At 33.5% G+C, this 23,814-nt stretch carries 21 protein-coding genes and 2 riboswitches; of the genes, 16 read left to right on the top strand and 5 right to left on the bottom strand.

The window, feature by feature from the left end:
* Nucleotide 1 precedes the first annotated feature (1 nt).
* On the top strand, nt 2–970 hold the full coding sequence (locus G4D63_RS11325; protein WP_163179751.1) for a type II secretion system F family protein: 969 nt from the start codon (nt 2–4) through the stop codon (nt 968–970).
* A 3-nt stretch (nt 971–973) separates the two neighbouring features.
* Nucleotides 974–1,918, top strand: coding sequence for a type II secretion system F family protein (locus G4D63_RS11320; RefSeq protein ID WP_163179750.1), 945 nt, complete (start codon nt 974–976; stop codon nt 1,916–1,918).
* A gap of 235 nt (nt 1,919–2,153) precedes the next feature.
* On the opposite strand, the gene G4D63_RS11315 is transcribed toward G4D63_RS11320, so the two are convergent.
* Complete coding sequence (locus G4D63_RS11315; RefSeq protein ID WP_163179749.1) at nt 2,154–3,491, bottom strand: O-antigen ligase family protein; 1,338 nt, start codon at nt 3,489–3,491, stop codon at nt 2,154–2,156.
* A gap of 265 nt (nt 3,492–3,756) precedes the next feature.
* Entirely contained in the window at nt 3,757–5,073 is a 1,317-nt protein-coding gene (locus tag G4D63_RS11310) for a nucleoside/nucleotide kinase family protein (protein WP_163179748.1), read from the bottom strand.
* A 158-nt stretch (nt 5,074–5,231) separates the two neighbouring features.
* On the opposite strand from G4D63_RS11310, the gene G4D63_RS11305 reads away from it, so the two are divergent.
* Together G4D63_RS11305 and G4D63_RS11300 are read left to right on the top strand one after the other, a co-directional pair.
* Complete coding sequence (locus G4D63_RS11305) at nt 5,232–6,491, top strand: carboxylate--amine ligase (protein ID WP_163179747.1); 1,260 nt, start codon at nt 5,232–5,234, stop codon at nt 6,489–6,491.
* Nucleotides 6,469–7,674, top strand: a complete 1,206-nt coding sequence (locus G4D63_RS11300; RefSeq protein ID WP_163179746.1) for a hypothetical protein — start codon at nt 6,469–6,471, stop codon at nt 7,672–7,674. Before G4D63_RS11305 ends, G4D63_RS11300 begins: the two co-directional genes overlap by 23 nt.
* 52 nt (nt 7,675–7,726) lie before the next feature.
* Here G4D63_RS11300 and G4D63_RS11295 read toward each other — a convergent pair whose 3' ends face one another.
* Nucleotides 7,727–9,058, bottom strand: a complete 1,332-nt coding sequence (locus tag G4D63_RS11295; protein WP_163179745.1) for a lipopolysaccharide biosynthesis protein — start codon at nt 9,056–9,058, stop codon at nt 7,727–7,729.
* A gap of 241 nt (nt 9,059–9,299) precedes the next feature.
* Nucleotides 9,300–9,386, top strand: a riboswitch (cyclic di-GMP riboswitch).
* Nucleotides 9,387–9,431: 45 nt separating this feature from the next.
* On the opposite strand from G4D63_RS11295, the gene G4D63_RS11290 reads away from it, so the two are divergent.
* The gene (locus G4D63_RS11290; protein ID WP_163179744.1) at nt 9,432–9,587 is read left to right on the top strand and encodes a hypothetical protein; all 156 of its coding nucleotides are present in this window, start codon (nt 9,432–9,434) and stop codon (nt 9,585–9,587) included.
* 90 nt (nt 9,588–9,677) lie between these two features.
* Here G4D63_RS11290 and G4D63_RS11285 read toward each other — a convergent pair whose 3' ends face one another.
* A complete protein-coding gene (locus tag G4D63_RS11285; protein WP_163179743.1) occupies nt 9,678–10,121 on the bottom strand; it encodes a VanZ family protein in 444 nt (147 codons plus the stop codon).
* 77 nt (nt 10,122–10,198) lie between these two features.
* Nucleotides 10,199–10,327 carry a hypothetical protein gene (locus G4D63_RS22070; protein WP_275580287.1) on the bottom strand — a complete coding sequence of 43 codons (129 nt, stop codon included), beginning with the start codon at nt 10,325–10,327 and terminating at the stop codon, nt 10,199–10,201.
* Nucleotides 10,328–10,349: 22 nt separating this feature from the next.
* A riboswitch (cyclic di-GMP riboswitch) is annotated at nt 10,350–10,432 on the bottom strand.
* 193 nt (nt 10,433–10,625) lie between these two features.
* Here G4D63_RS22070 and G4D63_RS11280 point away from each other — a divergent pair.
* The 11 genes from G4D63_RS11280 (at nt 10,626) to G4D63_RS11230 (ending at nt 23,759) form a co-directional block, all read left to right on the top strand.
* Complete coding sequence (locus tag G4D63_RS11280; protein WP_163179742.1) at nt 10,626–10,784, top strand: hypothetical protein; 159 nt, start codon at nt 10,626–10,628, stop codon at nt 10,782–10,784.
* A gap of 494 nt (nt 10,785–11,278) precedes the next feature.
* On the top strand, nt 11,279–12,538 hold the full coding sequence (locus tag G4D63_RS11275) for a glycosyltransferase family 4 protein (RefSeq protein WP_163179741.1): 1,260 nt from the start codon (nt 11,279–11,281) through the stop codon (nt 12,536–12,538).
* A gap of 505 nt (nt 12,539–13,043) precedes the next feature.
* Nucleotides 13,044–14,105: a glycosyltransferase family 4 protein gene (locus G4D63_RS11270; RefSeq protein WP_163179740.1), complete on the top strand. Its 1,062-nt coding sequence runs from the start codon at nt 13,044–13,046 to the stop codon at nt 14,103–14,105.
* Nucleotides 14,106–14,249: 144 nt separating this feature from the next.
* Nucleotides 14,250–15,296 carry a glycosyltransferase family 4 protein gene (locus G4D63_RS11265; protein WP_163179739.1) on the top strand — a complete coding sequence of 349 codons (1,047 nt, stop codon included), beginning with the start codon at nt 14,250–14,252 and terminating at the stop codon, nt 15,294–15,296.
* Nucleotides 15,297–15,474: 178 nt separating this feature from the next.
* The gene (locus G4D63_RS11260; protein ID WP_163179738.1) at nt 15,475–16,773 is read left to right on the top strand and encodes a lipopolysaccharide biosynthesis protein; all 1,299 of its coding nucleotides are present in this window, start codon (nt 15,475–15,477) and stop codon (nt 16,771–16,773) included.
* A gap of 130 nt (nt 16,774–16,903) precedes the next feature.
* Nucleotides 16,904–17,917, top strand: a complete 1,014-nt coding sequence (locus G4D63_RS11255; RefSeq protein ID WP_163179737.1) for a Gfo/Idh/MocA family protein — start codon at nt 16,904–16,906, stop codon at nt 17,915–17,917.
* Between the two features lie 17 nt (nt 17,918–17,934).
* The gene (locus G4D63_RS11250; protein WP_163179736.1) at nt 17,935–19,266 is read left to right on the top strand and encodes a nucleotide sugar dehydrogenase; all 1,332 of its coding nucleotides are present in this window, start codon (nt 17,935–17,937) and stop codon (nt 19,264–19,266) included.
* 196 nt (nt 19,267–19,462) lie between these two features.
* Complete coding sequence (locus G4D63_RS11245; protein WP_163179735.1) at nt 19,463–20,842, top strand: O-antigen polymerase; 1,380 nt, start codon at nt 19,463–19,465, stop codon at nt 20,840–20,842.
* Nucleotides 20,839–21,978 (top strand): glycosyltransferase family 4 protein, encoded by a 1,140-nt coding sequence (locus G4D63_RS11240; protein WP_163179734.1) that lies wholly within the window; start codon nt 20,839–20,841, stop codon nt 21,976–21,978. The genes G4D63_RS11245 and G4D63_RS11240 overlap by 4 nt, the downstream gene beginning before the upstream one ends.
* A 14-nt stretch (nt 21,979–21,992) precedes the next feature.
* On the top strand, nt 21,993–22,640 hold the full coding sequence (locus G4D63_RS11235; RefSeq protein ID WP_163179733.1) for a hypothetical protein: 648 nt from the start codon (nt 21,993–21,995) through the stop codon (nt 22,638–22,640).
* 21 nt (nt 22,641–22,661) lie between these two features.
* The gene (locus tag G4D63_RS11230; RefSeq protein ID WP_163179732.1) at nt 22,662–23,759 is read left to right on the top strand and encodes a glycosyltransferase family 4 protein; all 1,098 of its coding nucleotides are present in this window, start codon (nt 22,662–22,664) and stop codon (nt 23,757–23,759) included.
* Nucleotides 23,760–23,814: the final 55 nt, after the last annotated feature.

Raw genomic sequence — 23,814 nt, 5'->3', positions numbered from 1 at the left:
TATGGCGGAAAACCTTGTTGTCACATTAACTTTGTCCTTAATCATTACTACACTTGTATTTTATTTATTATTTTCTTTACTTACCAAAAGATATAGAAGAATTGAGTCTCGTCTTGAAAAATATATACCACGTATGGTCCAGGAAACTGTCCACGAAAAAGAGACGAAACAAAAGGCTGAAAAAAGTCTTGTATCTAACTTAGGAGAGCAGTTTAAAGAAGTAAAGTATGTAAGAGAAATGCAAGTAACATTAGAACAAGCGGGTATGGCAATAAAAGCAGAAGAATTTTTTGTGCTAAGACTTATTGTTTCACTTCTATCTTTTATAGTACCGTTATTACTTGGTCTAAGTGTTTTATATAGCCTGGGTTTAGGAATCATTGGATTTTTGGCTCCTAAATTCTATGTGAGTCAAAAAAGAAAGAGGAGATTGACAAGAAGTGCAAATCAACTCGCAGAAGCTTTAGGGATTATGGCGAACTCGATGCGGGCGGGTTTTAGTTTTATGCAAGCTATGCAACTAATTGGTAGGGAAATGCCTGACCCAATAGGCCCTGAGTTTGATAAAACGATTCGTGATATTAATTATGGGATTACAACAGAGACTGCTTTTATGTATTTAGCAAAGCGTCTGCCAGACAAGGAATTAGAAATGGTCATTCATGCACTACTCATCCAACGTACCAGTGGAGGAAACTTGGCTGAATTACTAGAAACGATGCAAGAAACAATAAGAGGAAGGATTAGAGTAAAAGAAGAATTAAATACCCTTACCGCTGAAGGGAAAATGTCAGCTTGGATTGTTACACTGCTACCGGTAGGGGTTGGGTTGTATTTGAATTTTGTAAATCCAGACTATTTTAGCCCCATTCTTTTACATCCAATCGGATGGATTGTTCTTGGAGCAGGTTCCTTATTCATTTTACTCGGATGGCTCATTATTCAGAAGATTATTAAAATAGAGGTGTAACCATTGGAAGGCATTTTCTTTATAGTTTCGACTTTTGTTTTCTCTGTACTAGTAATAGTAGGGATCTTACTATTAATTTATAAAAAAGACATTGAAGTAGAACGTAGAATTGTAGCGTACTATGGGACCAATGTCCTTTCTTTTAATCATAAGCATGATAAGAAAAGCGAAAGTAAAAAGGACGGGCTACTATATAAAAGAGTTATTGCCCCCATTATAATGAAGATACGTGTAGAGGTCACTAAAAGAATGCCAAAGCATTCCACCAGGGAACTAGAACAGAGGCTCCGTGATGCGGGCAGGCCCTTTAATTGGACCCCCATTGACTTTAGAGTAGTACAGGTTAGTTTAGCGATAGGAATATCCGCCTTATTATTGTTTTTATTTTTTCCAAGTGCTGAAAACAAGTTGAATGTTGTGTTTTTTGCGGTTACTTTAGGTGGTATTGGGGCGATTTATCCAAGTTTTTATTTAGATGGAAAGAAAAAAGATCGAATTAAAGCTGTCGAAAAAACAATGTCTGACTTCTTTGATATGTTGACCTTAACAATAGAGGCAGGAATGGGGATTGATCAAGCTTTGACTAAAGTTTGTAAACAGTTTAAGGGCCCTCTATCAGAAGAGTTTATGACAACGTTAGAGGATATGAGACTGGGGAAATCTAGAAAAGATGCGTTCTATGAGTTGAGAAGTAGAGTTCCATCTGAACAATTTCAAAGTATTATTACCTCCATTATTCAGGCAGAGCAGCTGGGAATTGGAATGGGAAAAGTGCTTAAATCATTAACAAAACGAATAAGAGAGTATCAAAGAGAAAAAGCAAGAGAGAAGGCTATGAAAGCACCAGTAAAGATGCTATTTCCAATGATATTCTTTATATTTCCTTCTTTGTTTATCGTAATTCTCGGACCATTTGCCATATATCTTTTTGTAAATGGTGGTTTATAAACTTTGAACATTAAAATACTCGGAAAGGACTCTTTAGAGTTGGATATCCGAGTATTTTAATATGGGGATATTAGGTTAACGTTTTTTTAGCTTTCAAATCCTGAGCGGTTTCTTCTTTCTAAATACACTTACCTGATTTAATCATCAAATACCTAAAGACCCAAAGCTCATAAGCTTAGGGTCTTAAATTTTTTGGTGTTTTTTCTCAAATGAGTTTTAACTAATTGGTACCCATTTAAACACTAAAATTCTTATTAGAAGTAATAGTTGCTAAAGGAACAGCCGCTAAAAAGGTCACCGATCTATGATAGAGAATACCTAATATAACCCAAAAGAATGGGGCTACCGTGATCACACTGATATTAAAAAATGCTTGAGTCAAATAACCTATACAAATTGCCAGTAAGCCAAACAAAAGGATTTGGCTTTCACCTTCTGTCCTTAATGCTGCTTTTAAACCTGTTAAAAGCACATGAGAGATAAAAAAGAAATACACCAATAGGGCAGGAACCCCAAGTGTGACGGCAATTTGTAAGTACTCATTATGAGCCTTATCAACTGTTAAGCCTTTAAAAACAGTATCTTTAGGATACACAATCCCAAAAGTGTCGGGACCTGATCCTAACCAAAAGTAATCTTTTACTAATGGTAAGGACTCACTCCAAATATACCATCTACCAGAACCACTATGCCCTTTATCCTCCTCATCAGATAGGATCTGACTACTATCAGTCCAAATCGATAAGAACCTTGATAAGTATGCATTATTTTCTGATAAGTTAACAAAAGCGAAAATGATTAAGAAGCTTAAAAGTAGGACTGTCCATCTCTTCCATAAATATTTTTTATTTTTCACAATAAATAAAGTGATAAAAATAAGTCCAAATCCAATTCCGAGCCAACCACTACGTGTTTGAGTGTATAGGAGACTGAGAAATAATATGGAATTAACAAGGAGCAAAATGGTGTTAATTTTTAAAGTATTATTTAGTAAATACAAGGTTGAAGTAACTAATAACATTAAAACAAGATAGGCACCATAAAAGTTAGGATTATCGAAAAAAGATTCTGTTCTAGTTAAATTCTGTTTAAATATATGAGGAGTATAATATTGATAAACACCATATAAAGATGTTAACAGTGATAAAAAACCGATTATGTAAAGTATTTTTATATGATTTTTATTTTGTATAAAGCGAAAGGTGAAGAAGAAAAGAGACAGATATGAAAATAAACTCAATACCCCCTCGAATCTATGAAAAGTCCCAACAACTGCAGTTGTGAGATCTACTGAGAACATGGTAGAAAGAATTAAAATTATTAGAAAAAGGCCAATACTCTTTTCTGCCGTTGTAAGGTTATTTTCAATAGAGTTTTTTGTTCTAATCCACCTCAGAAGGTACACTGCCCACAGTAGGGTTATAAACATATATAACGTAATAAGCTTATAGAAAGTGTGTACCATTTCTCCTGAACCATCTACTACAAAGAAATTAAAAGGGTATATTACAAGAAAGAACAAAAGAGTAAAATATATTAATTTAGCCCTTTCATCCATGTGAACTATAGACAAGTATTTTCCTCCTCAGAATATTTAATAGAAACTTAATTTATTAAAAATATTATATATTAGTTCTGTATATAGAACAACTTATATTTTATATTGAACACCTAAAGTCTTATACTCAGGTAAAATAGCATGGTGTTTTATTTCGCAAAGTTATTAACATATGGAAAAGGAATAAGAGGTAACCAAATTTGGCTACCTCTACACTTGTTTTAGGTAAACTAAATAGAAGTTTAAAAAATAATAATAAAGCCGTAAGTAGGGAGTTCGATCATTCCACTTTCAACCTAACCTTCTCCCGATCTTCCATATAACAAAATAGTATATTCATTACCCTAACCAACGTATCCCCTTGCCCATCCTCAGTATTAATAATAAATGCTGTATCTCTATTTTCTTCAGCAAACGCCAAATAATTTATACGCTGCTGTTCTGTCTCTTCATAAGAAACCTCTTGTTTCCTAGCTTGAATGACTTCGGTTGGTGCATCAAATATAAAAAAGAGATCTGGTTTAGGAAAAACAGTGCTTATTAATCTGGTAAACCACGCTGGACAATTTAACCTGAACCTTGAGGGGTCAATTGTAATATCGTGGTAGGATCGGTCAAATAGGATCATTCGTGTCTGTAGTTTTTGTGGGTTTGTTATGAATACACGTCCAAACCAAAAGGTTAAAAAGTATATGACTATTTTTACTATAGATACCAGTTTGTTTTGCTTTGATTCTCCATAGGGTGATTTTTTGGTCATGGAGTCTCCTTTGTAAACTTTAGAAGGGAAGGATCGTAAATGGTATTTCCTCACTTTAAGTAAAGGGGAAATAAAGCTTTCAATCTCCTTAATAGTGGTTGATTTTCCACTTCCATCAGGTCCTAGGCAAATGACCTCTAGCCCAGGGCTGTGCCATATACGTCTGATAAGCTTTACCAGTTTTAGTTGATAGTCGCAGTAATAGAGTGATAGAAGTTTTAAAAGGTTTTTCGTTAAAAGTCTATTTCTATATTCTGGTAAGGCATTTTGTAAACCCTCGTAGTCTTTCTCCATTACTAAAGCTTCTATTTGTTTAGATTCAATATCACTCCAAAATAGTTTGAGCATTTTTAAACAGCCTGTGGGGTCCAAGTAGAATGATTCTGATAACCTAGCAAATTGCTCTTCTGTCATCTGAAGCTTACCTACTCTTTTTATAAAGATATAGATAAACTCCACATGAACAGAGGGTATTGGTATTTGGTTAAATAACTCTACCTTCTCTAGAAAGATATCTCCACTAATCACCTTTTTCCCTTGATAGTAATAATGCTGCGATAAATCAAGAAATAAGTAATCTAATTGATTATTCATTACACTTGCGAATACACAATAACAGTTTTTCCCCTTATGTAAATGTACTAACTTCCAACCAACATCTTTACCTGCAAAATAGTTCAATAAATATTTTACAACCATGATAGGTTTCTCAGAAACGATCACATCTATATCAGAGTTGACCCTTGGCAGCTCTTGATAGCCACTAGGTATACACCATTTAAAGTTACTAAGATTTAAAGCTTTTATGATTTCCCATATAAACTCGTCCTTATCCAAGAGATCAGCCCCATTACCATATATTACTAGTTCTATTTATATGAAGGAATTTTATCAATTTGTACTTCCTGCCATAAAACATTTTTTTGTTTTAAGGGAGCATGTAACTTCCTGCCTCAACATATTAATTAATATTTGATAACTATGAGGGGATTACAATGAGACAGACAATTTTATTTCTAGATGCAAATAAGCGGTACACATTATCCATGATTCGTTCTATTGGTAAACATAAAAAATATCATATTCTTTTAGCAGGAGAAAGCAGATTAGACCTATGCAGATTTTCAACATTCTCTGAGGGATTTTTCCTCTATACCTCCCCTGAAAATAGTCATCAGCTTTTTATAGAAAGCCTTAGAAATATCATTGATGATACAAAACCAGACTTTATCTTTCCTAGTAATGATGCCACATTGTTTTCTATATACCATTCATCTCTGTATGAAGAAATACAACATCAGCTAATTGCACCTGATAAATTCGCCTATTTACAAACATTAAATAAAGAACAGATGAACCACTTGGCTACTCTATGTAATGTGAAGGTGATTGACCAGGTAGGACTCCAAGATGATCTCCAATTCCCCATCGTTGTAAAACCTAGACAATCTCGTTTTCTTGTTGGTGATTCTATGTTCTATGGTTTCCGGAAGTTTGTATCTAATCAGGAAGAATTACAAAATGCTTTAATAGAAATTAGTCAGTACGATCATCAGCCACTACTCCAATCCAAAATAGATGGAAAAGGATTTGGAATCTTTGCGGCAGCTAAGGATGGGCAAATTTTTTCGAGTTTTGCCCATGAAAGAGTAAGAGAATACCCTGCTGATGGTGGTGTGAGTACACTAAGACGTTCTATACATGTGCATCCTGAACTATTAGCTTCCTCTGTGAAAATTATTAAGGAGTTAAACTGGACAGGGATACTAATGGTTGAATTTAAGGGACATTCAGAAGGGGATGCCTATTTTATGGAGGTGAATGGTCGCCCATGGGGTTCTATGGACCTGGCTGTAAATTCAGGCGTTGACTTCCCTTTTATGATGGTTGATTTATTTATTAACAAACTTAATATAGACGAGCTAAAAAGTAAATATAACAAGGAATATCAAATCAATCATCACTCAAAATGGATTGTAGGAGAGCTCAAGCACATGGTATTTCTCTTACTAGATAAACAACCTCTTAAGAAGAAGGTAATAGAACTTGTGAGTATGATCATTAATCACCCAAAGATAGTTTCTTATGACACCTTTAGTTGGAAAGATCCTTTTCCTTTTATTTTTGAGGTTTTAAATTTATTTAAGACTGGAATTGTAAAAGGGTTTAAAAAAATAAGTGTTCTGTCAACCTTTCATAAAAATAGAATCCTAAAGAATGAGGTAAGGATACATGATCTCACCAAAAAAGATTAATTATATTAATTCAAAAGGGTACGCAGCAGTCATTCTTGCAGAAAGTATAGGTTCTCTCGCCATTATTCGTGAATTGGGTGAGCAAAAAGTTCCGTGCATTTTAGTGGGGAGCGAGTTTCATCAATATTCCAAGTATTCAACAGTGTTCTTACAGATTACCTCGAGGACTGAGTTAATAGAGCTTTTATACAAAATTCCCGAACTTCTTACCGCCAAGCTTGCACTCTTTACAGACACCGATGAATATTTAGATATCATTCTTGCAAACTTTGATGAATTGAGTTCTTTGTATGGAATTCCTGCATCAAAAAAAAATAAATGGCTCATTGATAAGGAGGAACTCGCTGGCTTTATGAATCAGCACTCTTTCCCAATCCCGAAGACCTACGAACAAATAGAAGACATTTCAGAACAGGATTATCCAGTGATTATAAAACCCCTTTGGCATGATAGAAAATTTTCTACTATGCCGTTTATACCTGAAAAAGCTTATATCTGCTATAACGATGACCAAATCACAAAGACTATAAATATACTAAAACAATCAAATCTAAGTTATATCATTCAGCAAATGATAGAGGGACAAACAGAAACTATTTATACATTACTTCTATATCGAGGGCAATCAGGTAATATTGAGGTTGGATATGAAGCTAAGAAGATACGTAGTTTCCCATTAAACTTTGGTACAGCTTCTTGTATGGTTACTGAGAGTATTCCTGACTTAGCAAAACGTAGTGCTAAAATTATGGAACTAGCAGACTATAAGGGAATTGCTGAATTTGAGTATAAATATTGTTCAAAGACCCATGAGTACTATTTAATTGAAGTAAACGGACGTTTTCCCCTACAGACCGGCTTATTACATAAATGGAATCCAAATTTTATTTATCGTTCATTTGTTGATTTATTAGAGATCAACCAACCAAAGAAAATGGTGGTTACGGAACAAAAAAAGAGTGTTTATTGGGTGTTCTTATTAAATGACATTCGTGCTATTAAAGAAGAGACTTGGTGGCTTATTTTTTCACGCTACTTAAAAATGCTGGTATCCTCTCCAATTCAAGGTGCACTGTGGTCAAGAAAAGATCCTTTCCCTGCTTTATTTTTTATACCGTCTTCATTAGCTAAACATGGAAAGAGGCGGCTTAAGAGTAAATTTGCTATTCCTAGTAAAATGTAAATAAAAACAGCACAAACCTCCATGAGTTACATGGAGGTTTGTGCTGTTTTTATTAGATAGGTGTTTCTCCCTTTACAGGTATTCCTTGTTGTTGTAGGTATTGATGAATCGCTACTATTGAAAATATACCATATAGGATAAACCCTATCGACCCAGCAACACTGATTGCGATGATTGCTTGAAAAGGAGTATAAGAAAAAATGTATGCGAGTATTAAGGCCCCTCCAATTAAAACAACTCTTATAATCTCTCTGAGAATTTGTAAGTCATTTCTTTCTAAAACATAAAGTGTAACACCTAGAGGAGCAGATAAAAACTGAAATGAGTACATGATTGCTAATATCGGTAAATAACTTGATGAAATCGTCCAATCATTTCCAAAAATAAAGGTAAACATTGTAGGACCGAAAATGATAATAATGAAAAGCAAAGGCGCAATGATGATGAATAGTTTTTGGAAAGTACTCCAAAACAACTTTTTAATTTGATCCGGATTTATATGAACAAGCTTTGAGGCGTCGGAGAGATAGACGTTACCAATAGACAGACCAATCAGAAACAAAGGTAAGCCAAGTACTCGTTGTACTAAGATAAACCCTCCTCCGATACTTGGTCCATATATACCTGTTAGTACCAGGAAGGGTAACTCTAAGGAGACTTGTCTAAACAACGTAGCAGGGCTTGAATAGATTGGGAATTTTTTATACCTTTTGGCCATTTTCATAATTTTCTTCCACTTTATTTGCTTAAAGATTTGCCAATCTTCTCTATAGGTTGACCTAATAAAACGGGCGTTTCCACCGGCTCTCCCAATCACGTCTCCAATCATTAAGCCCAATGGCCCCTTAATTACCATTCCACCAATAACTTGAACCAGCGTCATATTTATACCCTGAGTAATCTTTGTTGTTGAGATTAGTCCATAATTTTTTTTTCTTGTTGCCCAGCTATTTAATATATTATTACCACCTAAGGCTAGAAGGCTTATTGGTAAAAGAAATAAGTAATTTTTAATAGCCTCGACTTGAAATAATTCTGCAATTTGTTCTGTGAAGATCAGTAAGGAACCAGCAGTAAGTAATACCACTCCAAGTAGGGTAACAAAACAAAGTAAAACAATATTTGCCCCGTCTAAATCATCTTTAGGAAGAGTAATTGTACTTTCATATTGAAGGGAGCTAATAGAAGCTAATAGAGCTAATAGTGAAATAAATAAACCTAAATAACCAAACTCATCGGGAGTATAAAGACGTGTTAATAAGGGAGAAGCGCAAATGACGATCATCTGAGCAGCTATATTACCGCCTACTAAAACTGTAACGTTTTTTAAGAAACGGTCCTGTGTGAATTTAGCATGTAGTTTCGCTTTTATTTGTAAAAGCATAGCTTTGTAGTCTCCTGACACATAATTTAATAGTTTATTTTATGTGATGGTACGTTGCATTAGTACAGGCATTGCTTTTTACAAAGCTATTTAATTTAGTTACATAATTTTTGGTGAAAAGCTCCCGAGGTATTCCATAATTAGTTATTCTCCCGTAATTATCGACAAATTATTACAATTTTGGATAGAAACTACTTGTATTTTAAATAAAACATAACTAAAATAACACTAACTCGCATATCGTACGAAACGGCAAAACCTTTGAAAAATGGTGACGCAAAGCTATAGGGACTAATGTCTTTCATGACTAAGTCAGCCAGCTACCGAAAACAACTCCTACGATTACGAAATACACCAATAAAGGGAGAGTTATGTGATGAAAGCAATTAAACTGTTTTGGCATAAGTATAATTATCTTGAATATGAAATTTTAGTGTCAGAGTGTTTAAATGATGAGTTAAAAGCGAAGTTACAGAAGAAGCTTCATTATCATTTTGATCAATACCATAGTTTAAAAGAGTCTATATAAAAAATTAAACCAACTCAAGTTTTACTTGTGTTGGTTTTTATATCCGCAATTATTAGCAAAACCCTCTTTGTTTGAAACAAGAGGGTTTACTTATTTCATAAAGAATACCTGAACGATGTTCCGTAGATTAAGCTCTTCCTGTAAAAAAGATATTTGGTTAAGCTGCCATAATCCAGCTGATAAAGTAAGAATATAAAAGAAGAATAACATATATAAGTGCTTATTTTTCACTAGTTGTTTATAAAAAGATCCAATGATAAAAGGAAGCAGTATTCCACAAGTAGCCCCTAAAATATTAGCCATTCCATCTAGGAACTCTGTGCTACGATTTGGTAGTAAGTATTGTCTAAATTCTTCGATCATCCCAATCATGATGACCCCAAACCATAATATACTCAAGTTTCGTCTTGAATATCGTATGGGGGTAATTAGGAGTAGTAGGATTCCAAGAATAAGTGTACCTACAAAAAAGCCCCAAAAATGCATTTGTTTGTCTATCCCAAACATGATATCAACATTTATATGATTCAACATGCCATCACCTAGTTGGCATTATGGTCAATAAATGAGTGTGATAGTCATACTAATTATCTGTTGTAAGGAATAGAAGATTAAAATAATTGCCTACGGCTAGCTTTACCGACTTTTATATACAATGTCCCACGTTCAACATCTTTATAAAAGCGAATCCGAAAGAGACTTAATGGTGTCCAAATTTCCTTAAAAGTATAATATGGCATAACATTTCCCCCTGTCACGTTTTGGGGCGGCTGGCTGACCTATCAATCGACGTAGTCCCTCTAGCTTTGCGTCTCCATTTTTCAATGGGTTTGCCTTTATCACGTTAATACCATAACATGTAAAAAAACAGAAAGTTGTCATAATTTGTCATAAACGTGATATTTGTCACAGCTTTTTTACAGATTTTATGATAATTAGGAGGTTAGTCCCTAGTTTCTGTAAAATCATTTCCAATAAACCAACGGAATATGATAGAATATCTCTGAGAAAAAATAAAGAAAGTGAAGAGATATACTAATGGAAGAGGTATTGAATAGAAAAAAAGATGTATTAGAACCGGAACAACTGCTAGATCTATTATTGCTTTCCTATAATAGAGGAGAACAGTCATCATCATCAATAACAGAAAAAGAGTTCATTGAGTTCATAAAAAAGACTATTGGTACAATTAAATAAACAAAGTGTGTTAGTGCAGGCATGTGCCTAGCACTTTTTTATTTTTCTTTTATTGATTCTAGTGGATACAGATTGTTCGTAAGGATTTTTTCTACCAGCGTTATGGGCCCTGTCTGGAAAAAATCAATGAAAATGATTCATGCTAAGGATCTTCAAAACAATATGAGATTGTAATGATAAGTAATCCAACTGACTAATAGTTTAACTTTCCAATTAAATATGTTTAGGTTAAGATACATAGAGAATACTTAATGAAACAATATATAGTATAAATAGCTGCTATTGTCTTATTTAAAATACTTTTTTTACAATCTTGTGGTAACACTAGGGTTTTATATGATGTCTATTATTTTAACTGTTTGACCTGGATATTCATCAGCTTTGAAGAATATTAAACTCCCTGATCAAATTTGATCAGATAAATTATTTTGAAGTTTAAACCGAGGTATTCTTTCTAGGATGATGAGTCAATATTAGTAAAAGGAATGTGAATCATGAAATTATGGATATTTAATCATTATGCAATTTCTCCAGGATCTGGAGGAATAACTCGTGATTTTGATTTAGCTAAGAGATTAAATGAGGAAGGTCATGAAGTGACAATTTTTGCTTCTTCCTTTGATCATAGAACTAGAAAAGAAAAGCATTTTATCAATTCTAAAGATCTTTACAAAGAAGAATATTATGACGGGATTCGGTACGTTTGGGTCCGTACAACCCCTTACACTTCTAATAACATTAGTCGAGTGTTTAATATTTTCAGCTATAGTATCAGAGGATATTTTACAGCAATGAAGCTAAAAGAGAAGCCTGATGTTGTGATGGGGACGCTCGTTCATCCTTTAGCTGCCTTACTAGGATACATGGTTTCTTGGAAAAAAAAGAGCATGTTCTACTTTGAAGAAAGAGATTTGTGGCCAGAGACATTAATCCATTTAGGTAAATTGTCTAAACATAACCCTATTGTTACTATATTAAGCAAACTTGAGTTATTTCTATATAAAAAAGCCAAACGAATCATTGTGCTTTTTGATAAAGCACCAGAATATATAGCTCAAAGAGGAATATCTAAAAATAAGGTATTGTATCTTCCAAATGGTGTTGATCTGGACCGCTATGAAGAAAGTGCAGAACTCTCTCCTGAACATGATAAGCTCTTTCAGGGGTTAAAAGATAAATTTATTGCTATGTATACCGGGGCGCACGGTTTAGCTAATAGGTTAGATGTTCTCCTTGATGTGGCTAAAATTCTTAAAGATCAGAAGCCTGAGATGTACTTTGTTTTGGTTGGAGATGGAGTAGAAAAACAAAGACTAATCCAAAGGAAATTAGAGGAAGGCTTGGACAATGTAATTTTTTTAGATCCTGTTCCTAAAGAGCAAATTCCTACGATACTAAAAAAAGCAAATGTTGGCCTAATAGCGATGTGGGATGCCGAACTATATAAATGGGGTATTAGTTTAAATAAAGCCTATGACTATATGGCTGCAAAAATTCCAACTGTTATTCAATGTAACATCGAAGGTACTATTATAGAGAAATCAAAAGGTGGCATAAAAGTCGCTGATAAAAACTCAATGGCCGAAGCACTTACATATATTTCTCAACATCCTAATGAAGCAAAAGAAATGGGTGAAAATGCTAGAAATTATGTTGAATCTTATCATTCATGGGATCAAATGGCACAAACTTTAATTGATGCAATGCAAGAGGATGTTCAACAAGAACATGAAAAAGAGAGAGTTAAAGCCTAAGGGATGTTAGAGACCATGAGGTTTCCTATACAGTTGAGGGATCAAAATCCTTAGTAGGTTTTGGTCCCACCCTACATTTCATTGGGGATGGTCATTCATTCTACTGTACTAATCAATTTCTACTACATTTATTAATCCATCATTTACTTCTCCTCAATTATTTTCTTCTCAAGAAAGGGAAAACATTTGATTACTTCATTCTCCCAATTCCCTAAAAAATTAATTTCTCTTCAGCGCGAATATCTAATAATGACGAAAATAATCGAAATTTACTTGAAACCTTTTTTAAAAAAATGTAGTCTATATACATATAAAGGAAAGTATAATTTTAACTGATGTCTGATTAGAAATACTAACTATGTAGGTTAGAAAAGTGTTTCTTCCTTATTTTACACACATAAAAATACATTTACATATTTAAAGAGAAGTAGTACACTAATCAACGTATGTAGTATTGGAATAGGATATAAATCTATCAATCTAGAGATTATAAGGAGACGTAAATATGGATATATCAGTTATACTGGCTTTTGTAGCTTCATTTATAACTGTGTTGGTAGTGACTCCTTTCGTGATTAAATTTGCTGTATCAATTGGTGCAACTGATAAGCCTAATGAAAGGAAAGTGCACCAAAAGCTAATGCCGAGACTGGGTGGGCTAGCCATCTTTATAGGAGTACTTGTCGGGTACTTCGTTGGTGGTCTTTACTCTTACAATGTTACTGCCATCACAGCTGCGGGAATTGTGATCTTACTTACAGGGTTTCTTGATGATAAATATGAATTAGCACCAAAATATAAATTACTTGGTCAAATTGTGGCAGCCTCAATAGTTGTATCAAGTGGACTTACTATTGAGTTGTTATATGTTCCATTTGTGGGTGAATTTAGTTTAGGGTTATTAGGGTACCCAATTACTTTCTTTTGGATTATCGCGATTACAAATGCTATTAACTTGATCGATGGACTAGACGGCTTAGCTGCTGGTATATCAGGAATAGTCATTGCAACCATTGCCATTTTAGCAGCATTTAGTGGTAATATGTTAATCCTAACCATTTCAGTGATCTTACTAGGAAGTATAATTGGCTTTCTATTTTATAACTTTAATCCTGCTAAAATTTTCATGGGAGATACGGGAGCACTGTTTCTTGGATATTGTATCTCCATCTTATCTTTATTAGGATTATATAAAAGTGTAACTTTATTTAGTTTTGTAGTACCAATTATTATCTTAGGAGTACCGATCTTTGATACTACCTTTGCAATAATCAGAAGAATTGTGAACAAGCGTCCGATTTCCTCACCTGATAAAGAACACTTACATCATCGCTTATTATCATTAGGACTTTCTCATCGAAATACAGTTTTAATGATCTATTGTTTAAGTATCTTTTTTAGTGTAACGGCTGTGGCGTTTTCTAGTACGACTATGTGGGGAGCTATTTTAATTACTTTTGTATTATTAATTATTCTTGAGCTCTTAGCAGAATCAATAGGGTTGGTTAGTCAGAATTATAAGCCTATCATTAACATGTATAGTAGGCTCTCTAAAAGAAGAATATAGAGGATTTTAGGAAAGTGAATGATTTATATAATCATTCGCTTTTTTTGATTTTCTCTGGTAAAAGTTATTGATTAACTTAAACGGTTATATCTTTTTAGTTTATTCCTAATAATAATGGTGACAAATTATTAAGGAGCTAACTTCATGAACACGCACTTATGGGTTGGAATGTTATTTTCATTTATAACCGTCATATTAGTGACTCCACTTGTTATACGATTAGCTTTTGCTATTGGAGCTACAGACCGACCAAATAATCGGAAGGTTCATCAAGTCGTTATGCCGAGAATAGGCGGATTGGCGATCTTTATTGGTGTATTAATTGGCTATATCGCAAGTGGACTATATAAAGAGAATATTACGGCTATTACCGTATCTAGTTTACTGATCTTGTTATTAGGTCTTTATGATGATCTGTACGAAGTAAATGCAAAGGTGAAGCTTCTTGTTCAGCTTTTTGCAGCCGTCATCGTGATTATTAGTGGTTTGACGATCGACTTTATACAAATTCCGTTTTTAGGGAAGATACAATTGGGTTTGTTTAAATACCCGATCACGTTGTTATGGATTATCGGAATAACGAATACAATTAATTTAATTGATGGGCTAGATGGACTAGCGGTAGGTATCTCTACTATTGTAATTGCTACAATCGCAATTTTGGCTGCACTAAATGGGAAGTATTTAATATTAATGCTGTCATTAATTTTATTGGGAAGTACACTTGCCTTCCTGTTTTATAACTTTTACCCTGCAAAAATATTTATGGGGGATGTAGGATCCCTGTTTCTTGGTTATTGTATCTCTATACTATCTTTACTAGGGTTATACAAAAGTGTCACTTTGTTTAGTTTTGCCGTACCAATGATTATTATGGGCGTGCCTGTTTTTGATACGTTCTTTGCCATTTTTAGACGCTTGAAAAATAGACAACCTATTACAGTTGCAGACAAAGGCCATTTGCATCACAGACTTTTATTACTAGGGTTATCTCACCGAGCTACAGTTTTATTATTGTATTTAGTCAGTATGATCTTCAGTGTGACAGCTTACGTATTCTCGAGTACAGTTTTATGGGGAACCGTATTATTATGTGTGGTGCTGTTTGGTATTATAGTTTTAATAAAAGGAAATACGGGGAGCCTTGCTCAGAACTTCTTTATAATAAAACGAAGGTTAACTGGGAAATAGTACTCTTTTTGTCATAATTACGTATAATTTGTCTATTCAGTACATCTAGAATATGATACTGTTTGTGATATAGCTGTTAAAAGAACATCAGAAGGGTCCTTATGCTACCCTCATTTAGTGGAAGTAGTTTGTCGTTAGGAAATAATAATTTATATTAAATACGGATGTGCTAAAAGACATGAGGAAGATTTTAAAAAATGATTTTAATCGCAATGTATTAACACTTTTAACTGGGACAAGTTTTGCTCAAGCTGTTCCAATAGCGATTTCACCTATATTAACTAGGATGTATACTCCTGCTGATTTTGGGATCTATGCGATCTTTGTATCAATTACAGCCATTTTTGGTTCTATCGCTACCGGGAAGTATGAATTGGCGTTAGTCGTTCCTGAGAGTGACAAAGATGCAATTAATATTGCTTCTCTATCTCTCTTAATTTCGTCGATTTTTAGTGGGTTTCTTCTGTTACTTGTTATACTATTTAATTCCTCGATTACCAAGCTCTTAGGTAATGATGAAATATCTCCCTGGCTATATGTAGCTCCTTTATTTATTTTCCTAATTGCATTGTTCCAGATTCTAAATTATTTAAATACCCGTTTTAAAAATTATGCGGATATTTCAAGGGCAAATATTTATAAATCTTTTGTGGTTGCCTTTTTTCAATTGGTATTAGGTTATTTTAAAATTGGAGCGGGTGGCTTAATTACTGGCCAAATTTTTTCGAATGTTGCAGGCAACACAAAGTTAATAAAAAACATTTTAAAAGAGAAGTCCCTTATAAAAGCAATATCATTTAAAGAAATGAAGAGATTGGGAAAGGAATACAATGAGTATCCAAAGTATACAATGTGGGGTACTTTAGCTGTTACTTTGTCACAAAACGTCACCAATATATTTATTTCTTCAGTATATTCGATTGCAACACTAGGGTTCTATTCTCTAGTACATAGGATTTTGGCAGTACCGACACAGCTTATTGGTAAATCAATTGGACAAGTATATTTCCAAAAAGCATCAGAGGAAAAAAATAAAAAAGGAAATGCACAAAGTACATTTGACTCAACACTTAAGAAGTTATTACTGATCTCTCTTCCAGGTTTCACACTTCTCTTTTTCCTTGTAAAGGATATTATGATCTTTGTGTTTGGGAGTGACTGGGCTGTTGCCGGTAATTATGCAAGAATTTTAATTCCGCTATTCTGTATAAGGTTTATTGTTACTCCATTGTCCATCACAGCACCGTTGTTTAAACAAAATAAATTTGGATTGAAATGGCAAGTAGGACTTTTAATAATAAGTATAGTTCTGTTCATCATTACGAAATATAACAATATTACAATTACTAATTTTTTATATATCTATACGACTGTATTGTCTCTGTACTATGTTTACTATTTCTATAAATTAAGAAAATTTAGTCGAATATTTAGTACAGATGTAGATCATAAGAAAGGGTCCGATTCACCTAACTAAAAGTTGACAAATTGATAGGTTGGAGTTAGGATTTATTCTAGCTAGTTGCATATTTTGTTATATTTTGGATTAACAAACTCGTATAGAGTCGAATATTGGTAAAAAATGATTTTTTAAAGGAGTTTAGAATATGGTTAATTTCGCAATAATTGGTTGCGGTCATATTGCAAAAAAACATGCTGAGGCAATTGAAAATGCTGAGAACGCTAACTTAGTTGCTGTCTTTGATACGATGGAAGAAAAGATGGAAGAATATAAAGAAAAATATAATGTGAAATGTTACACAGATTTAAAAGAATTATTAAGTGACGACCAAGTTGACGTTGTAAACATTTGTACACCTAGTGGGTACCATGCACCGCTTGCTATTGAAGCTGCAAATGCTAAGAAACACATTATTGTAGAAAAGCCAATCTCTTTAACGAATGAAGATGCTGATGCCATGATTAATGCTTGTAAAGAGAATAATGTTAAATTATCAGTCGTACATCCTAATCGTTTCCGTCCGGCTATTATGGAAGCTGCAAAATTAGTTAATAATAATAGTCTTGGTAAAATTAGCCACGCAAATGCAACCGTTCGTTGGAACAGAAACCAAGAGTACTATGACCAAGCACCATGGAGAGGTACTAAATCCCTTGATGGTGGTGTTTTAATGAACCAAGCTATCCATAATCTTGATTTGCTAATTTGGTTAATGGGTGACGTTGAAGAAGTATATAGTATGAGTGCAACGCGCCTTCGTAATATTGAAGCCGAAGATGTGTCTACTGGAGTGGTCCGATTTAAAAATGGCGCTCTTGGAGTTATAGAGGCGGCCACTACTATTTATCCAAAGAATCTTGAAGAGACACTAAGTATCTTTGGAGAAACAGGAACTCTTAAGATTGGTGGAGCCACAGCTAATAAATTTGAACATATCCAAATTAAAGATATGTCTGATCAAGAGGCAAAACAACTAACAGATCTTATAGAAAAAGATCCATTTGGAAAACCAGGTCATCAATGTATCGTGGAAGATATGATTCAGGCGATAAAGGAAGATAGAGATCCTATTGTTACCGGAGAAGATGGTAAAAAGGCTCTACGGTTAGTTACGGCGCTTTACGAATCAGCTGAGACGAATAAACCAGTTAAATTTTAAAATGGAGTGAATGATAAATGACAGAATTAAACAATGTTGGACAAAAACTGCTTGATAAATTAAATTCAAGAAATGCTGTTATAGCTGTAGTCGGTCTTGGATATGTAGGTTTACCATTGGCTGTTGAAAAAGCAAAAGCTGGATATAAAGTAATTGGTTTTGATGTTCAGCAAGAGCGAGTTGACATGGTGAATAATGGTGTAAACTATATCGGGGATATCGTAAATGAAGAACTTACTGAAATGGTAAATTCTGGTAAGTTAAGTGCAACAATTGATTACTCAAAAATTAGTGAAGTTGATGCAGTTGCGATCTGTGTTCCAACGCCATTAGATCAATATATGCAACCAGATACTTCCTATGTAGAGAGCTCTTCTAGGGAAATTGCTAAATATCTACATGAAGGAATGCTTGTCGTGTTAGAAAGTACAACTTATCCTGGAACAACTGAGGAAATTGTTAAACCTTTCTTAGAGGAATCAGGATTAAAATGTGGAGAAGATTTCTTTATTGCTTATTCACCTGAGCGTGTCGACCCAGGTAATAAATTATACAATACAAAGAATACTCCAAAGGTAGTTGGGGGTATTACGGATAATTGTACAATTATTGCATCAGCAATGTACAGAAACGTGCTAGAAGGAGAAGTTCATGAAGTTTCTAGCCCAGCAGTTGCTGAAATGGAAAAAATTTATGAAAATACATTCAGACATATTAATATAGCACTTGCTAACGAAATGGCAGTTCTATGTAACAGAATGGGAATTGATGTATGGGAAGTTATTAATGCAGCAGCAACAAAACCTTATGGGTTTATGCCTTTTTATCCAGGTCCAGGGCTTGGCGGACACTGTATCCCAATCGATCCATTCTACTTAACGTGGAAAGCAAGAGAATTCAATTATCATACTAGGTTAATTGAGTTAGCAGGAGAAATTAATAATGCAATGCCAGAATATGTGGTAGAAAGAATGATGAAAATCCTAAATGAAGACAAAAAATCACTTAACGGTTCAAATGTCTTAATTCTAGGTGTTGCATATAAGAAGGATATAGATGATGTACGTGAATCTCCAGTTCTTGAAATTCTAAAGGAATTAGATAAAGCTGGTGCAAATTGGAAGACAGTTGATCCATATGTAACAGAATTCCGTCATTGTTCTGTAAAAGCAAAAACTTATCAACTTACTGATGACCTATTAGCTGAAGCAGATATCGTATTAATCACAACTGACCACAGTGATTTCGTATATTCAGACATCGCTCAGAAGGCAAAGGTTATTTTTGATACTAGAAATGCGATGAAAAATGCATTAGAGGATATTAAGGGACGTTACTATAAATTATAAGTAAATATCAACTTACATTATTATGCGATAATTGTTGTTTTAGGTTATCGCATTTTTTCTATTCTTTTTAAAAAGGTAACAATTCACTAATGAATATTAATGTTTTTTGCATTAGTATAGGAATGGATATGAATTCGGTTATATTTTTGTCAATTCTTAAAAATATTAAAACTGTAACCATTTATGGAGGAGTTTTATGCTATCTTTATTATTTATCTTTGGTTTTTTCCTCATATTGTTTATATTGTTTATACTAACCATAAAAAGTAATATAAATCTATTAATTCCAACCATTCCTAGTGTTTTTATTTGGAGTTATATTGTATTTGCTTACATTGGTATTATGCCTTTATTTTTTTTCTGGAATGACTATCGGTACGCAATTGGTATAAATGACCAAGAGAAGATTCTCATGTTGTGGGGTTATTCAAGTCTATCTATATTAATAGTTACTTCTGTATTTTTCTTTATGAGCAATGTTCTAAACATTAAACTTGTTCGGAATTACAAAGATTCTAAGGTTGTCTTGAATAGAAGAGCTAGATTAGGTATGTATTTTTTATTTATATTGAGTCTAGGAGTACTATTTTCTTATATTTCACAGATTCCAGCTATTCCCCTTATTGAACAGTTTAAAGGGGCTACATCGGAAGAGCTTGCGAAATTCCGCAGTATGGCGACAAATGCCTTTAGTGGGGGGCTCCACTGGTATAGACTTTTCTACTCCTCAGTTTTAACGTTTATTAGCTATTATGCTTTTTCTTTAGTTATTAAGGAAAAGACAATAGTAAACTGGACCTTTTTCCTGATGACATTTTTGGTAACTAGTTTTGCATCCTTAATGTCTACTGCTAAAGCTCCATTTATTTGGTATGTAATGGGCTTAGTTATTGTATATTTAATCTCTAAACGGAAAGTAATAGGTATAAAGGCTATTCTTTTAATTGGCGGAATTGCTTCTATTAGCTTAATTATTATGTACAAAAAGTTTATGGGACTAGACGATCGACCACTTTCAGATATCTTTATGACCATTTTCAGTAGAACATTCACTGGTCAAATATCTCCAGCTTACTTCTATATTGAAATGTTTCCTAATTACGAGGATTTCTTATTGGGTAAGTCTCTCCCCAATATTGGTGGGATTTTTCCATATGAACCATACAGAATAACTGTTGAAGTCATGAATTATATGCATCCAACATTAAGTGAAAAAGGCGTTGTTGGATCGGCACCAACTGTATTCTGGGCAGAAATGTATGCTAATTTTGGATTTGCAGGGATCGTTATCACTTCACTTGTTGTAGGAGTTTTATTGTATTTACTGCAATTTATTATCTTCAAACTTAGTTTTAATCCAATCACGGTTGCTTATGTAACATTTCTTATTTTAAAATTTAAAGATTTAGCGTTAACTGGTTTTGGAAGATTTATATTTGACATTGATATCATTGTCCTTACAATGTTTACTGCGATCCTATTACTATTAAATATGAATCTAAGACAGTTAATTAATAATATTAAGGGGTTAAACAAAGATTTTAAAAAAATCTTAGTGAAGGAAAGTATACGATGAAAAAAATTGCCTCAATTGTATTAAATAACTTTGTAAATGATTCAAGGGTGTTAAAGGAATGTGTAACGCTACAAAACGATGGCAACGATGTAACTGTTATTGCTTTGCATGAAGGAGACCTAAAGGAATACGAGGAAGTTAATGGAATAAAGGTTTATAGAATAAAACTAAAGACTAGAAATTTACCTAAAAATTTAATAGGCCAGATTATTAAATATGTTGAACTTAGTTATAAGATACTAAAGAAGCTAACAGGGAAAATTGATATTGTTCATTGCAACGACTTAATGCCACTCCCGATTTCAGTTGCAATGAAATTACTTACTAATGGTAAAACGAAGATTGTCTATGATGCTCATGAATTTCAAACTGAGACACAAAAATTACAGGGAAAAACATTAAGAAAAAAACTGGCGACAATTACTGAAACCATTCTTATCACTAAAGTAGATAAAGTGATAACTGTAAGTGAAGGTATTGCGAAGGAATATGAAAAAAGATATACCATTAAAAAGCCGGAATTGGTATTAAATTGCCCTAACTATTATGAAGTTTCTAAGACTAACAAATTCAGAGAACTGTTTGGAATCAGAGAAGATCAAAAAATTCTCTTATACCAAGGAGCCCTAGCAACTGGGAGAGGGATCGAGAAGCTTGTTGAGGCTATGAAAGAACTTCAAAAAGAACGAGATGATGTCGTCTTAGTATTTATGGGGATGGGACATTTAAAAGATTTTGTGAAAAATGAAGCACAACTTAATAAGAATATTCATTTTCTTGATGCAGTACCACCTTCTGAAGTATTAGATTATACCGTATCTGCAGATATTGGAGTTTCTTTAATAGAGAATAGCTGTTTGAATTATTATTACAGTTTACCGAATAAGGTATTTGAATATATCATGTCAGGGCTTCCGGTGATTGTTAGTGATTTACCTGAAATGAAAAGAATAGTTGAGGAAAACAATTGTGGAGTGGCAGTTGAAATCTCAACTGAAGGATTTAAAGAAAGTATTAGTAATTTGTTAGAAGAAGATCTCAATGCTTATAAGAAAAACTCATTAGCTGCCGCAAAGAAGTATAACTGGGAAATACAAGAACAAGTTCTTCTGAATCTTTACAGAGACTTACTATAAAAGAGGTTAAACTTATGAAAAAAAAGATTATAATTTCATTGATTATTATAATGTTCTTACCATTAAGTTTTGGTGTGATTACTTTTATACAAGAAAGTCAAAAACCAATCCACTACAATGGTAATGCTGTTTTAAACTTAGTAAATATTAAAGAAAACAAGTATTCACAATTTGTGTTCGCTCAGAAAAGGATTAAAAATCATGAATTCTTGGAAGAGGCATTTAAAGGTGAAGGAATTGATGTACAACAAGTTAATGATCAGCTAGCATTTACAAATGTTGGAGAGAGAGAACTTGTAATTAAGTATCCAGGTAATGATTCTGAAACAGTAAGGCTCATTTTGGAGAAAATTAGTCAGCAATATATACTTGAAAGCGAAAACGAGTCCGTAAAAATAAAGGAACTAACAGAGGATACGGTACAGCGACTCAAGGCAAGTCCTACCACAGCTGAAGATCAATACAATGTGTATCAGTTTATTTATGACTTAGAATTGAAACTTCTGAATTGGGAAGAAGCTACACTAAGTAATCCAGTATCTATCACTGAGTCTTCAAATAGTCCTGTAAAAAGAGCGATTATCAGCTGGTTTTTAGGTATTTCAATCATACTGTTAGTGTATTTTGGAATAGCCTTGATTAAATTTGTCAGATTAAAATAGTAAAACCTCGGAGGCAATTGAATGAGAATTTGTCATATAACATCGTCTCACCAGTATAATGACACAAGAATATTTCTAAAAGAGTGTACCTATCTTTCAAATGAATATGAAACTTTCTTTATTGCGCCTAATGCGCCAGATGAAAAGATTAACAATGTTCATATTGTAGGTGTGCATTCTAATATAGAAAGAAGAGAAATACGCCTAACACTAAATACTATAAAAGTCTTAAAAAAGGCTTTGGATATTAAAGCAGATCTCTACCACTTTCATGACCCGGAATTTATTTGGGGAGGTTTGATTCTCAAGTTAATGGGGAAAAAGGTAGTTTATGACATTCACGAGGATGTCCCGCGTCAAATATTATCTAAACCTTGGATCCGTAAACCAATTAGAAAAGTTGTTTCTAGCCTGTTTGAAACGTTTGAAAACTTTGCGGCAAAGCGGTTTAATGCTGTCGTTACTGCAACACCTTTTATAAATGAACGGTTTACTAAATTAGGATGTAAATCTATTGATATTAATAATTATCCAATTATGTCAGAGTTGTTTATTGAAGATACAGTTAACGCAGAGAAGGAGAACGCTGTTTGTTTCGTAGGGGCTATTAATAGGATTCGAGGCCCTTTTGAAATGATTGAAGCAATCGAGCAAACTGAGGGTGTTAATCTGTATTTGGGTGGAACATACTCGCCTAAACGTTTAAAAGAAGAACTTCAAGTTTTACCTGGATGGGAAAAAGTAATTGATTTAGGGGTGATAAACAGAGAAGAATTAGCTGATATTTTCTCGAAATCACTAGCGGGATTAGTACTTTATCTACCAGAACCTAATCATATTAATGCACAACCCAATAAAATGTTTGAATATATGTCTGCAGGGCTTCCGATTATTGCTTCAAACTTTCCATTATGGAAAGATATTGTGGAAGGAAATAATTGTGGACTATGTGTGGATCCAACAGATTCAAAAGAAATTGCTAAAGCCATTAATTATATCGTTAATCATCCAGAGGAAGCCATAAACTGGGGCAAGAATGGCCGAATAGCTGTGGAACAAAAGTATAATTGGGAAACTGAATTTCTAAAGTTAAAGAAATTATATAAAGAAATAATTTAGATCTAATGTTTTTGTGAAGATAGGAATATTATTGATTCTTAAGTAAAATATAACG

It is taken from the genome of Bacillus mesophilus, assembly GCF_011008845.1.
GTDB classification, from domain to species: Bacteria; Bacillota; Bacilli; order Bacillales; family SA4; genus Bacillus_BS; species Bacillus_BS mesophilus.
This window is presented reverse-complemented; position numbering and strand designations above follow the sequence as displayed.